The sequence below is a fragment of the Paralimibaculum aggregatum genome, assembly GCF_030270585.1.
Lineage (GTDB): Bacteria > Pseudomonadota > Alphaproteobacteria > Rhodobacterales > Rhodobacteraceae > Thermohalobaculum > Thermohalobaculum aggregatum.
In genome coordinates this window covers 1-11,751 of record NZ_BSYI01000021.1, presented here as the reverse complement: position 1 = coordinate 11,751, position 11,751 = coordinate 1, and the positions used below count along the sequence as shown (strand labels likewise).

The 11,751-nt window shown below is 72.0% G+C and carries 8 protein-coding genes and 2 pseudogenes; 3 read left to right on the top strand and 7 right to left on the bottom strand.

Annotated elements, in window-relative coordinates; all coding sequences use genetic code 11:
• Positions 1 to 3: 3 nt before the first annotated feature.
• From trkA to dusB, 6 genes and pseudogenes are all read right to left on the bottom strand, one after another.
• Positions 4 to 1,380 (bottom strand): annotated as a pseudogene (gene trkA, locus QSJ97_RS13730) (Trk system potassium transporter TrkA); the annotation flags it as partial.
• 30 nt (positions 1,381 to 1,410) lie between these two features.
• Positions 1,411 to 2,850, bottom strand: a complete 1,440-nt coding sequence (ntrX, locus tag QSJ97_RS13725) for a nitrogen assimilation response regulator NtrX (RefSeq protein ID WP_285672345.1) — start codon at positions 2,848 to 2,850, stop codon at positions 1,411 to 1,413.
• Between the two features lie 11 nt (positions 2,851 to 2,861).
• Entirely contained in the window at positions 2,862 to 5,126 is a 2,265-nt protein-coding gene (locus QSJ97_RS13720) for a sensor histidine kinase NtrY-like (RefSeq protein ID WP_285672344.1), read from the bottom strand.
• 52 nt (positions 5,127 to 5,178) lie between these two features.
• Entirely contained in the window at positions 5,179 to 6,636 is a 1,458-nt protein-coding gene (gene ntrC, locus QSJ97_RS13715; RefSeq protein WP_285672343.1) for a nitrogen regulation protein NR(I), read from the bottom strand.
• On the bottom strand, positions 6,633 to 7,754 hold the full coding sequence (locus QSJ97_RS13710; protein WP_285672342.1) for a two-component system sensor histidine kinase NtrB: 1,122 nt from the start codon (positions 7,752 to 7,754) through the stop codon (positions 6,633 to 6,635). The genes ntrC and QSJ97_RS13710 overlap by 4 nt, the downstream gene beginning before the upstream one ends.
• Positions 7,751 to 8,755 (bottom strand): tRNA dihydrouridine synthase DusB, encoded by a 1,005-nt coding sequence (gene dusB, locus QSJ97_RS13705; protein ID WP_285672341.1) that lies wholly within the window; start codon positions 8,753 to 8,755, stop codon positions 7,751 to 7,753. Before dusB ends, QSJ97_RS13710 begins: the two co-directional genes overlap by 4 nt.
• A 137-nt stretch (positions 8,756 to 8,892) precedes the next feature.
• Here dusB and ispF point away from each other — a divergent pair, with 137 nt between their 5' ends.
• From ispF to QSJ97_RS13690, 3 genes are read left to right on the top strand one after another with little or no spacing between them, the layout of a single operon-like run.
• Positions 8,893 to 10,065, top strand: coding sequence for a 2-C-methyl-D-erythritol 2,4-cyclodiphosphate synthase (ispF, locus tag QSJ97_RS13700; protein ID WP_285672340.1), 1,173 nt, complete (start codon positions 8,893 to 8,895; stop codon positions 10,063 to 10,065).
• A complete protein-coding gene (locus tag QSJ97_RS13695; protein WP_352231090.1) occupies positions 10,062 to 10,547 on the top strand; it encodes a phosphatidylglycerophosphatase A family protein in 486 nt (161 codons plus the stop codon). Before ispF ends, QSJ97_RS13695 begins: the two co-directional genes overlap by 4 nt.
• The gene (locus tag QSJ97_RS13690) at positions 10,534 to 11,031 is read left to right on the top strand and encodes a CinA family protein (protein WP_285672339.1); all 498 of its coding nucleotides are present in this window, start codon (positions 10,534 to 10,536) and stop codon (positions 11,029 to 11,031) included. The genes QSJ97_RS13695 and QSJ97_RS13690 overlap by 14 nt, the downstream gene beginning before the upstream one ends.
• A 91-nt stretch (positions 11,032 to 11,122) precedes the next feature.
• Here the strand turns inward: QSJ97_RS13690 and QSJ97_RS13685 are convergent.
• A pseudogene (locus QSJ97_RS13685) lies at positions 11,123 to 11,569 on the bottom strand (type II toxin-antitoxin system RatA family toxin); the annotation flags it as partial.
• Between the last annotated feature and the right edge of the window lie 182 nt (positions 11,570 to 11,751).

Sequence of the window (11,751 nt, the reverse complement as noted above, 5' to 3'; positions counted from 1 at the left end):
GGCTCAGAAGAAGTCCATGCTCACGCGGAACATCTGCTCGACCTTGCGCACCGCCTGGAACACCGCGAAGATCACCATCACGTCGCCGACCTGGATGGTGAGATCGCCCTTCGGCATCAGCAGCTCCTCGCCGCGCAGCACCGCGCCGACCACCGAGCCCTGGGGAAAGTTGATGTCGCGCAGGCGCTTGCCGGCGATCGGCGAGGTCGCCATCACCTGCGCCTCGATCACCTCGCCCTCGCCGCGGCCGATGGAATAGACCGCGCGCACCTTGCCGCGGCGGACATGGCGCAGGATCGAGGACACCGTCGTCGCCCGCGGGTTGATCAGCGCGTTGACCCCGAGCGGCTCGGCGATGCGCTGGAAGGTCGGGTCCTTGGAGAGCGCGATCGAGACCGGGCAGCCCGCCTGCCCCGCCAGCGCGCAGACGATCAGGTTGGTGCGGTCGTCATCGGTGAGCGCGACGATGGCATCGGCCTCGCTGACGCCGGCCTCCGAGAGCAGCTCGGTGTCGAGCGCGTCGCCGTTGAGCACGATGGTCCGCTCCAGCGTGTCGGCCGCGCGCTCGGCGCGGTCGCGGTCGCGCTCGATCATCTTGGCGCGCAGCACGCCCTCGGCCTCGATCTGCTGGGCGACGCGCAACCCGACATTGCCCGAGCCCACGATCAGCACGCGCTCCGGCGTCAGGTTCTCCTTGCCGAAGATGCCATAGGTGCGCTGCACGTCCTCCGCCGCCGCCACGATGTAGACGTCGTCGCCGGCCAGCAGCTGGTCGTCGCGGCTCGCCGCCCAGATCTTGTTGGAGCGTCGCACCGCCACCACCAGGGCCCGGAGCGTCGAGAACAGCTCGGTGAGCTGGCCGAGCGGCGTGTTGATCACCGGGCAGGTCTCGTCGACATGCAGGCCGAGCACCTTCACCCGGCCGCCGAGGAAGGGCTCGATGTCGAAGGCGGCATTGGTCATCAGCCGGCGCAGCGTGACCTTGGCGACCTCGGTCTCCGGGCTGATGATGACGTCGATCGGCATGTGGTCGCGCCGGAACAGGTCGGAGAACTCGGCCTCGAGATAGCTCTCGGTGCGCACCCGGGCGATCTTGGTCGGCACCTCGAAGACCGAATGCGCCACCTGGCAGGCGACCATGTTGACCTCGTCCATCGAGGTCGCGGCGATCAGCATGTCGGCATCGCGTGCGCCGGCCCGGGCCAGCACGTTGGGATGCGAGGCGAAGCCGGTGACGCCCGAGACGTCGAAGGCATCGGTGACCCGGCGCACCAGCGCCGCGTCCTGGTCGATGACGGTGACGGCGTTGCCCTCCTCGGAGAGCGTCCGGGCGATCTGGCTGCCGACCTGCCCCGCGCCGCAGACGATGGCCTTCATCGGCCGGCGCCCGGGCGCGCGGTGGTCGGAGGCTCAGCCATCATTGGCCGCGAGATCGTCGTCTTCCAGCGTTCCGGTCTCATCCACCACCGCCATGCGCACGCCGCCCCGGGAGGTCGTGACGACATTGAGCATCTTCAGCTTGCGATGCAAGGCGGAACGCTCCATGCCGACGAAGCTTGCGGTCTTGGAGATGTTGCCGCCGAAGCGGTTGATCTGGGCGATGAGGTATTCGCGCTCGAACAGCTCGCGGGCCTCGCGGAGCGGCAGGTTGGCCACCAGCCCCATCAGGTCGCCGAGCCCGGCATCGGCGGTGTCGGCGGCGGACGAGCCCGGCATCTCGCCGGCGGCGATCTCGGAGTTCTCGGCGCCGAGGATCAGCAGCTGCTCCATCATGTTGCGGAGCTGGCGGACATTGCCGGGCCAGGTCCGGGTCTGCAGCGCCGCGATGGCGCCCTCGGAGAGCGTGCGCCGCGGCAGGCCCTGCTCGCGGGCGAACATCTCGAGGAAATGCTGCGCCAGCTGGGGGATGTCCTCGCGCCGGTGCTCGAGGGTCGGCAGCTCGATCGGCACCACGTTGAGCCGGTGATAGAGATCCTCGCGGAAGCGCCCGGCGGCGATCTCCGACTGCAGGTTGCGGTTGGTCGCCGAGATCAGCCGCACGTCGACCCGCACCGTGTTGGAGCCGCCGAGCCGGGTGAAGGCCTGGTCGAGCAGCACCCGCAGGATCTTCGACTGCGTGCCGACCGGCATGTCGCCGACCTCGTCGATGAACAGCGTGCCGCCATGGGCGCGCTCGAAGAGCCCGATCTGCGGCGGCTGGTCCGGGCTCTCGCGGCCGAACAGCACCTCCTCCATGCGGTCGGCCTCCATCGAGGCGGCGTTGACCACGATGAAGGGCGCGTCCTTGCGGCTCGACTTGCGGTGGATGTAGCGCGCCGAGACCTCCTTGCCGGTGCCGGGGCCGCCGGTGAGCAGCACCCGGCTGCCGGTGCGCGCCACCCGGTCGAGCTTGAAGCGCAGCGCGTTCATCGCCGGCGAGGCGCCGATCAGCTCGGCGCTGGCCTCGTTGGCCCGCTTCAGCGCGAGGTTCTCCCGCCGCAGGCGCGAGGTCTCGAGCCCGCGCCCGACGACCACCAGGAGCTGGTCCTGCGTGAAGGGCTTCTCGATGAAGTCGTAGGCGCCCTGCTTCACCGCCGCCACCGCGACCTCGATGTTGCCATGGCCCGAGATGATGACAATCGGCAGGTCCGGGTTGTCGCGCTTGACGCGCTTGAGGATCTCGATGCCGTCCATCCGGCTGCCCTGGAGCCAGATGTCGAGGATCACGAGATCGGGGGCGGCGCGGTCGATCTCGGCGAAGGCGCTGTCGGCATCGGTCGCGGTGCGTGCGCGGTGCCCCTCGTCCTCGAGCAGATCCGAGATCAGCTCCCGGATATCGGCCTCGTCGTCAACGATCAGGATATCGGCCATGTCGGGTCCTCTCAGCTTGCGGGGGCGGCATCGAGCGGGTGCGGGGTGTCTTCGGCCGCGTCGTGCGCGTCCTGGTCGGCGGCGGGGCGCGGCAGGCGCAGGCTGGCCCGGGCGCCGTCGAGGCCGTCCTCGCCGGTGGCATCTCCCAGGGTCAGCTCGCCGCCGTGGTGCTCCATGATCTTGGTGACGATGGCGAGGCCGAGCCCGGTTCCGCTCGCCCGCGTGGTCACATAGGGGTCGGTCAGACGGTCGCGCTCGGCCTTGGGCAGGCCGATGCCGTTGTCGGAGACGGTGACGCGGTAGTTGCGCCGCCCGCGCGCCACCGCCACGGCGATGCGGCCCGGCGGTGCCCCGGGCTCGCCCTCGCGCCGGGCATCGAGCGCATCGGCCGCGTTCTGCAGCAGGTTGGTGAGGCACTGGGTGATCATGCCGCGGTCGCAGAGCAGCGGCAGCGGGCCGTCGGGCAGCGCGAGGGCATAGCCGATATCGCTGCGCCCCTCCTGCTGCAGCAGCACCATGTCGCGCAGCAGCTGGCCGAGATCCTCCTCGGCCAGATGCGGCTCGGGCATCCGGGCGAAGCGGGAGAACTCGTCGACCATGCGCCGGATATCCGCGGTCTGGCGGGTGATGACCTCGATGTAGCGCTCGAATTTCGGGCCCTCCTCGCCGAGCAGCCCGACATATTTGCGGCGCAGCCGGTCGGCGGAGAGCTGGATCGGCGTCAGCGGGTTCTTGATCTCGTGGGCGATGCGCCGGGCGACATCGCCCCAGGCGGCCATGCGCTGGGCCGAGGCCAGCGCGGTGATGTCCTCGAAGGTCAGCACCAGCCCCTCCTCCGGCCGGCCTGGCGCACGCGGCGCGCAGCGCGCCAGGAACTCCCGCGGCTGGCCGTCGACCATCTGCCGCACCTCGCCGCGCGCGATGCCGCCGACCGCCGCCGGCGCGCGCGCCACGGTCTCGGCGAAGCCCGGCGCCACCGCCTCGACCGGCTGGCCGCGCACCTCCGAGCCCTCGAGGCTGAGCATCTCGGTCGCGGCGGCGTTGGCGAGGTCGATCCGCCCGGCGCCGTCGATGCCGATCACGCCGGCGCTGACGCCCGCCAGCACCGCCTCGGAGAACTGCCGGCGCCGCTCGGTCTCGTGATGCGCGGCGACGAGCGCATCGCGCTGGTCGCGCACCTGGTCGGCCATGCGGTTGAAGGCCCGCGACAGCAGCGCGATCTCGTCGGAGCCGCGCTCCTCCTTGACCCGGGCGTCGAGGTCCCCTGCCCCGATCCGTTCGGCCGCCCCGGCGAGCCGCCCGACCGGCTTGGCCAGCCGCTCCGCGAACCAGAGCCCGAGCAGGATCGCCGCGACGATCACCAGCCCGGCAAAGCCGATATAGATCAGCGCGAAGTCGAACAGCAGCGAGTCGCGGTCGGTGTCGAGCTGCTCGTAGAGCGCCACCGTCGCCCGGCTGTCGTCGAGCAGGCGCAGCACGTCGCCCTGGACCTGCTGGGTCACGTAGAGGAAGGCGTCGTCATAGGCGCTGAGCGCCACCAGCGCGCGCATCTCGTTGTTGTCGGCATCGGCGACCACCACCGCCTCGCCGCTGCGCGCCCGGTCGAGCTGCGCCGGGGTCGGCGCCTCGAAGCCGAAGAGGTAGCTGTATTCGCCGCGCGCCAGGATCTCCTTCTGGCTGTTGAAGACGAAGGCCTCGGAGAGCTCGCGGATCAGCGCCTGCTGGCGCACGATGTCGCCGAGCCGGTCGGCGGCGATGCCCTGCGCGCCGGCGCGGTTGAGATCGGTGGCCATCGCCAGCACGTCGCCCTGCAGGTTGGTGCGGTGCTCGCGCTCATAGGCCTCGGCGGTGGCCAGCGCGTTGCGCACCACGCTGCCGACACGGTCGGAGAACCAGGTCTCGATGCCGAGATTGACCGAGAGGGTGGCGAAGATCGCCACGATCACCGCCGGCACCAGCGCCACCAGCGCGAACACCAGCGTCAGCCTGAGATGCAGCTGCGAGCCGACCCGCCGCCGCCGCCGCGCCAGCACCAGCGAGCCGACGCGGAGCGCGATCAGCGCCATCAGCGCGAGGATGTAGCAGAGGTCGACCAGCAGCACGAGGCGGACATAGCCGGGCCCCAGCCGGTCCTCGCCGAGCGCCCAGGCGGTGACGGTGGCCAGGATCGGCCCGAGGACGACCAGGGCGATCACCCCCTGCCGGCGCAGCCATTGCGGCAGCCAGGGCCAGTCGCCCCCCTGTTCTGCCGATGCCTCCGCCCTCGCCTCGCTCACATGGCCCCCCGACGCAGCTCCGCCGCGCCAGGGCCGAGCATCTGTTGCCGATCTACATCAGCCTCTTGCCACGTGTGACAGGAATGTCAAGCTCGCGAATCTTCTTGCGCAGGGTATTGCGGTTGATCCCGAGCAGTTCGGCAGCCTTCACCTGGTTGCCGCGGGTCGCTGCGAGGGTCAGCGCGATCAGCGGCAGCTCGACCTCGCGGAGCACCCGGTCATAGAGCCCCGGCGGCGGCAATTCGTCGCCATGCATGGCGAGATAGCGCGTCAGGTGATGCTCCACCGCGGCGCCGAGGGTGCGCCCGGTGGCATCCGCCTCGATACGGCGCGCCTCGGGCTCGCGGGCGGCCAGCTCCTCCTCCACCGCCTCGCCGGGCACCAGCTCGTCCGGGCAGAGCGCGGCGAGGCGCTTCACCATGTTCTCCAGCTCGCGCACGTTGCCCGGCCAGTCGTGCCGCTTGAGCATCTCGATCGCCTCGGTCGAGAGCGTCTTGCGCGGCAGCCCCTCGGCCTCGGCGCGGCGCAGGAAGTCGCGCGCCAGGTCGGGGATGTCGTCGCGCCGCTCGCGCAGCGCCGGCAGGCGGATCGGCACCACGTTGAGCCGGTAGTAGAGATCCTCGCGGAACCGGCCCTCGGCGATCAGCGCGCGCAGGTTCTGGTGCGTCGCCGCGACGATGCGCACATCCATCCGCCGCGAGCTGCGCCCGCCGACGGTGGTGAACTCGCCCTCCTGCAGCACCCGCAGCAGCCGGGTCTGGGCCTCCGGCGGCATGTCGCCGATCTCGTCGAGGAACAGCGTGCCGCCCTGGGCCTGCTCGAACTTGCCGATGCCGCGCTCCACCGCGCCGGTGAAGGCGCCCTTCTCGTGACCGAAGAGGTCGCTCTCGATCAGCTCGCGCGGGATCGCCGCCATGTTGATCGCAACGAACGGCCCCTTGGCCCGCTTGCCGAAATTGTGCAGCGCGCGGGCGACGAGCTCCTTGCCGGTGCCGGACTCGCCCCAGACCATCACCGTGAGATCGGTGTGCATCAGCCGCGCCATGATGCGGTAGACCTCCTGCATCGCCTGGCTGCGGCCGATCAGCGGCAGCGGCTGCTCCTCGCGGCGCTCGGCGGGCGGCGCGGTGGCGCGGGTCTTCTGATCCTCCAGCGATTTCTCGACGGAGGAGATCAGGTCCTTGAGCTCGAAGGGTTTCGGCAGATACTCGTAGGCGCCGACCTCGGTGGCGCGGATCGCCGTCAGCACCGTGTTCTGGGCGCTCATGACGATGATCGGCATCTCCGGCCGGCGCTTGCGGATCGCCGGCAGGAGGTCGAGCGCGTCGCCGTCCGGCATGTGCACGTCGGTGACGATCACGTCGCCCTCGCCGGCCTCCACCATGCGCCAGAGCTGCGAGGCCGAGCCGGTGGCCCGCACGCGCAGGCCGATCCGCCCCAGCGCCTGGGAGAGCACCGTCCGGATCGAGCGGTCGTCGTCGGCGAGCAGCACGGTTGCCCCGGAACTCATGCCGCGTTCTCCTTGTCGCTGCCGGCGGCCTCGGCGGCGGCGATCTCGGCCTCGGAGGCCATCGGCAGCGCGAGGCGGAAGCGGGTCCAGCCCGGCTCGCTGTCGCAGACGATGATGCCGCCGTGATCCGCCACCACCTTGGAGACCAGCGACAGGCCGAGCCCCGAGCCGCTCGCCTTGGAGCTGACGAAGGGCTCGAAGATGTGCCGGCGCAGCTCGTCCGGCACGCCGGGGCCGTTGTCGGTGACGGTGATCTGCAGCGGCAGGCCCTCGCGCCGGCCGTTCGGGGTGCGCAGCTTCATGCCGGCCCGGAAGGCGCTGCGGATCTGGATCACCCCGCCGACCTGCGGCGCCGCCTCGGCGGCGTTCTTCAGCAGGTTGAGCAGCGCCTGCATCAGCTGGTCCGGGTCGCCCATGGTGGGCGGCAGCGAGGGATCGAACTCCTCGACGAAGCGCACATGCGCGGCGAAGCCGGCCTGCGCCGCGCGCCGCGCCCGGTCGAGCACGTCGTGGATGTTGAGCACCTTGCGCACGCCCGGCCCGATCTCGCCGAACTGCTCGACGCGGGCCATCAGCTTGCCGATCCGCTTCGCCTCGTCGCGGATCAGCTGGGTCAGCTCGCGATCCGCCTCGGTCACCGAGCTCTCCAGCAGCTCGGCGGCGCCGGCGATCCCGGCCAGCGGGTTCTTCACCTCGTGCGCCAGCATCGCCGCCATGCCGGCCACCGAGCGTGCGGCGTTGCGGTGCGAGAGCGAGCGGTCCATGGTCTCGGCGATGGCGCGGGGGTGGATCAGCACCACCGCCCCCTCGGCGCCGGAGCCATAGGGCGCGGCGTGGATGTCCACCAGCCGCGGCGGCATCTCCGGCCAGAGCAGCTCGACATCGTATTCCGCCGTCTTGGTCTCGCCCTCCAGCACCTGGCGGATCAGGTCGACGAGGCGGCTGTCCTCGCCGACGAGGCGCACCAGGTTGCGCCCCTCGAGTTGCCGCTGGGAGGCGCCGAGGAAGGTCTCGGCGGCGGTGTTCACCGCGCGGATGGCGAGCGTCGCATCGGCCATCAGCGCAGGCGCGGGCAGGCTGTGCCAGAGCTGGTCCTGCTGGTCCATCGTGGCGTTCATGCCGCGGCCCTTTCGCAATCATGGGAGATTTCCCCGAGCCCGGGCAACTCGGCGCGGAGCGCGCGGGCGAGATGCTCCGGCTCCTCCATGCGGATCACCCGGTCGCGGAGGTCCTTCGCGCCGGGGACCGGCGCAAGATAGGCGTCGAGATGCTTGCGGAAGGCGCGCATCCCCACCGTCTTTCCATAGAAGCTGCACTGCGCCGCGCAGTGCTCGGCGACCAGCTCGGCGAGGCGCGCGCCCCGCGGCCGCGGCGGCGCCGTGCGGCCCGCGAGCCCGGCGGAGATCTCGGCCAGCAGCCAAGGCGCGCCGGTGGCGGCGCGGCCGACCATGACCCCGGCGGCGCCGGAGGCCGCGAGCGCCGCCCGCGCCTCGGCCGGGCCGCCGATATCGCCATTGGCCAGCACCGGAACCGAGACCGCCTCGCTCACGCGCCGGATCGCCGCCCAGTCCGCCCGGCCCTTGTAGAACTGCGCCCGGGTGCGCCCGTGCACCGCGATCATCGCGACGCCAGCGGCCTCGGCCCGCGCGGCGAGCGCCGGGGCGTTGAGGCTGCCTGCGTCCCAGCCGAGGCGCATCTTCACCGTCACCGGAACCTCCACCGCGCCGATCACCGCCTCGATCAGCCGGAGCGCATGGTCCGGCTCGCGCATCAGCGCGGCGCCGCAGGCCCCGCGGGTGACCTTCTTCGCCGGGCAGCCCATGTTGATGTCGATGATCCGCGCGCCCTGCCCCGCGGCGCGGCGCGCCGCCTCGGCCATCGGCGCCGCCTCGCGCCCGGCGATCTGCACCGAGGTGCGCGCCGCATCGGCGCCGAGCTCGGCCTTCGCCTGCACCGAGGGCTTCGCGGTCAGCACTTCCTGGCTCGCCACCATCTCCGAGACGACCAGCCCTGCACCGAAACGGGTGACCAGATCGCGAAACGGTCGGTCGGTGATCCCTGCCATCGGTGCGAGTGCGACCGGCGGAGTGACCACGATATCACCAATCCTGAGAGTCATGCACAAATCCTCGCCACTTCGAAGGGAAGTACCGCGCACACTTGAGCCGCGCAAGGGCGAGTCTTAAACACGCGCTGACATTGGCGGCGCGATGTCGCCGCGTCGCGCTGTCGGCGCCGGGCGGAAGGAAACCAACAATGACCACAGCCGTGGTGATCGTGGCAGCCGGACAGGGGCTGCGCCTCGGCGGACCAGTGCCGAAGCAATACCAGACACTTGGCGGCCGTGCCATCCTTGCGCGCAGCGTTTCGGCCGCGCTCGGCGCGCGGATCGACCGGGTGCTGGTGGCGATCGACGGCCAGGCCCGCCCGCTCTACGACGCGGCGATGGCGGGGATCGGCGATCCGCGCCTCGCGCCCCCGGTGACGGGCGGGGCCAGCCGCGCCGAAACCGTGTGCCGCGCGCTGGCGGCGCTGGAGCCCGAGGCGCCGGATGTGGTGCTGGTGCACGATGCCGCACGGCCCTTCGCGCCGCCGGCGCTGTTCGAGGCGCTCGCCGCCGAATGCCGCCCCGGACAGGGCGCCATCGCGGCCGAGCCGGTGGTCGATGCGCTCTGGCACGGCGCCGGCGGCCTTGCCGATTCGCCCCGCCCCCGCGACGGGCTCTGGCGCGCGCAGACGCCCCAGGCCTTTCCCTTTGCCGAGCTGCTGGCGGCGCATCGCGCGCAGGCCGAGGCCGATCCGCCGGCGCTCGACGATGCCGAGGTGGCGCGGCGGGCCGGTCTCGCGGTGCGCCTCGTGCCGGGGCCGGCGGAGAACTTCAAGATCACCGCGCCGGCCGACATGGCGCGGGCCGAGCGCATGCTGGCGGGAGAGACGGCGATGGATATCCGCATGGGGCACGGCTTCGACGTGCATGTCTTCTGCGAGGGCGACCACGTGACGCTCTGCGGCGTGCGGCTGCCGCACAGCCACGGGCTCCGGGGCCATTCCGACGCCGATGTCGGGCTGCACGCGCTGGCGGATGCGCTCTACGGCGCGCTCGGCGAGGGCGATATCGGCACGCATTTCCCGCCCTCCGAGCCGCAGTGGAAGGGGGCCGAGAGCCACATCTTCCTCGCCCATGCCGGCGGGCGGGTGGCGGCGCGCGGCGGGCGCATCGCCAATCTCGACGTCACGCTGCTCTGCGAGCGGCCGAAGATCGGCCCCCATGCCGCGGCGATGCGGGCGCGGATCGGCGAGATCCTCGGCCTCGATGCGGGGCGCGTCTCGATCAAGGCGACCACGATGGAGAGGATGGGCTTCGTCGGCCGCGAGGAAGGCATGGGCGCGATTGCCACCGCCACGGTGATCCTCGGGGGCGGCGCGTGATCGCGCGGCTGATCGCCACCGGCTTCGGCCTCGGCCGGCTGCCGCTGGCGCCGGGCACCTGGGCGTCGGCGGCGGCGATCCCGCTGGCCTGGCTGCTGCACGGGCTCGGCGGCTTCTGGCTGCTGGCGGCGGCGACGCTGGCGGCAACGGCGCTCGGGCTCTGGGCGGTGGCGCGGATGCCGGGCGGCACCGACGACCCGGCGGAGGTGGTGATCGACGAGATCGCCGGGCAGTGGCTGGCGCTGTGGCCGCTCTCGCTGGGGCTGACGCATATCGGCGCGGAGCCCTGGCTGTTTCCCTGGCCGGGCTGGGTTCTGGGGTTCCTCCTGTTCCGCGCGCTCGATATCTTCAAGCCTTGGCCGGTGAGCCGGGCCGAGCGCGCGGGCGGCGCGCTGGGCGTGATGTTGGACGATCTCGTGGCGGGCGGGCTCACGGCGCTCGCGGCGAGCCTTGCAGCGGCGGTGGCCCATGGCTGGATCTGACGAGAGACGCGCGCTGGCCGAGGCGGTGCTGGCCGCCTGCGGCGAGGCGGGGCTGATGCTGGCCACCGCCGAGAGCTGCACCGGCGGGCTGGTGGCGGCGGCGCTGACCGACATTCCCGGCTCCTCGGCGGTGGTGGAGCGGGGCTTCGTGACCTATTCCAACGCCGCCAAGTCGGAGATGCTGGGGGTGCCGGCGGCGCTGATCGATGCGCATGGCGCGGTCTCGGCCGAGGTCGCGCAGGCGATGGCCGAGGGGGCGCTGGCGCGCTCGGCGGCGCAGCTTGCGGTGTCGATCACCGGCATCGCCGGGCCCGGCGGCGCCACCGAGACCAAGCCCGAGGGCCGCGTCGAGTTCGGCTGCGCGCGGGCCGGCGCCGCGACGGTGCTGAGGCGGATGGACTACGGCGCCCGGGGCCGCGACGCAGTGCGCGCCGCCGCGGTGACCACCGCGCTCGAGCTGCTGCTGGCCGCGGCGAAAGGCTGAGCCCGGAAGGGCCCGCTCAGCGGGCCGCGCGCGTTGTGACCGCCGCCGCGGCATCAGGGTCCGCGGCATCCGTGCCCGTGCCGCCGCCCCCGCCATAGAGCGCCTCGGCGCGGCGCTCGAAGGCGCTCACGATCCGCTGCATCGCGGTGTTGAACACCGCGCCGATCACCGCCTGCAGGGTGCGCGAGCGGAACTCGAAATCCACGAAGAAATCGACGGTGCAGGCGTCCGGCCCCTCGGGCTCGAAGGTCCAGTGATTGTCGAGGTAGCGGAACGGGCCGTCGAGATAGGCGACGTCGATCACCCGCTCGCTCCGCTTCAGCACCACCCGCGAGGTGAAGCGCTCGCGATAGACCTTGAACGAGATCACCAGGTCGGCCTCGATCACCTCGGCCCCGTCGGCGCGGGTCTTGCGGCTGCGGATGCGGGCGCCGGAACACCAGGGCAGGAAGTCCGGATACTTGCCGATATCGGCGATCAGGTCGAACATCTGATCGGCCGAATGCGGCATCTGGCGGCGCTCGCCATGGGTGGGCATCTTCGCAGGCTCCGGTTCTGAGGCACGAACCCGTGAGTTAGGCCGTCGGCGGGGGATCGATCAACCCCCGGAGGACCAATCGGCGGGGGACCGATCGGCGCGCCGCGGCGGCAGGCCCGCGCCCCGGGGCGCCCGCATTCCGCGGCGAAGGCGGCGATTTGGCTGCCGCGGGCGCCGGCCCG

Bases quoted from the DNA above. Each gene is read 5' to 3' on its own strand.
- ntrX (WP_285672345.1), bottom strand. From the start codon at position 2,850: ATGGCCGATATCCTGATCGTTGACGACGAGGCCGATATCCGGGAGCTG.
- ntrC (WP_285672343.1), bottom strand. From the start codon at position 6,636: ATGAGTTCCGGGGCAACCGTGCTGCTCGCCGACGACGACCGCTCGATC.
- QSJ97_RS13710 (WP_285672342.1), bottom strand. From the start codon at position 7,754: ATGAACGCCACGATGGACCAGCAGGACCAGCTCTGGCACAGCCTGCCC.
- dusB (WP_285672341.1), bottom strand. From the start codon at position 8,755: ATGACTCTCAGGATTGGTGATATCGTGGTCACTCCGCCGGTCGCACTC.
- ispF (WP_285672340.1), top strand. From the start codon at position 8,893: ATGACCACAGCCGTGGTGATCGTGGCAGCCGGACAGGGGCTGCGCCTC.
- QSJ97_RS13690 (WP_285672339.1), top strand. From the start codon at position 10,534: ATGGCTGGATCTGACGAGAGACGCGCGCTGGCCGAGGCGGTGCTGGCC.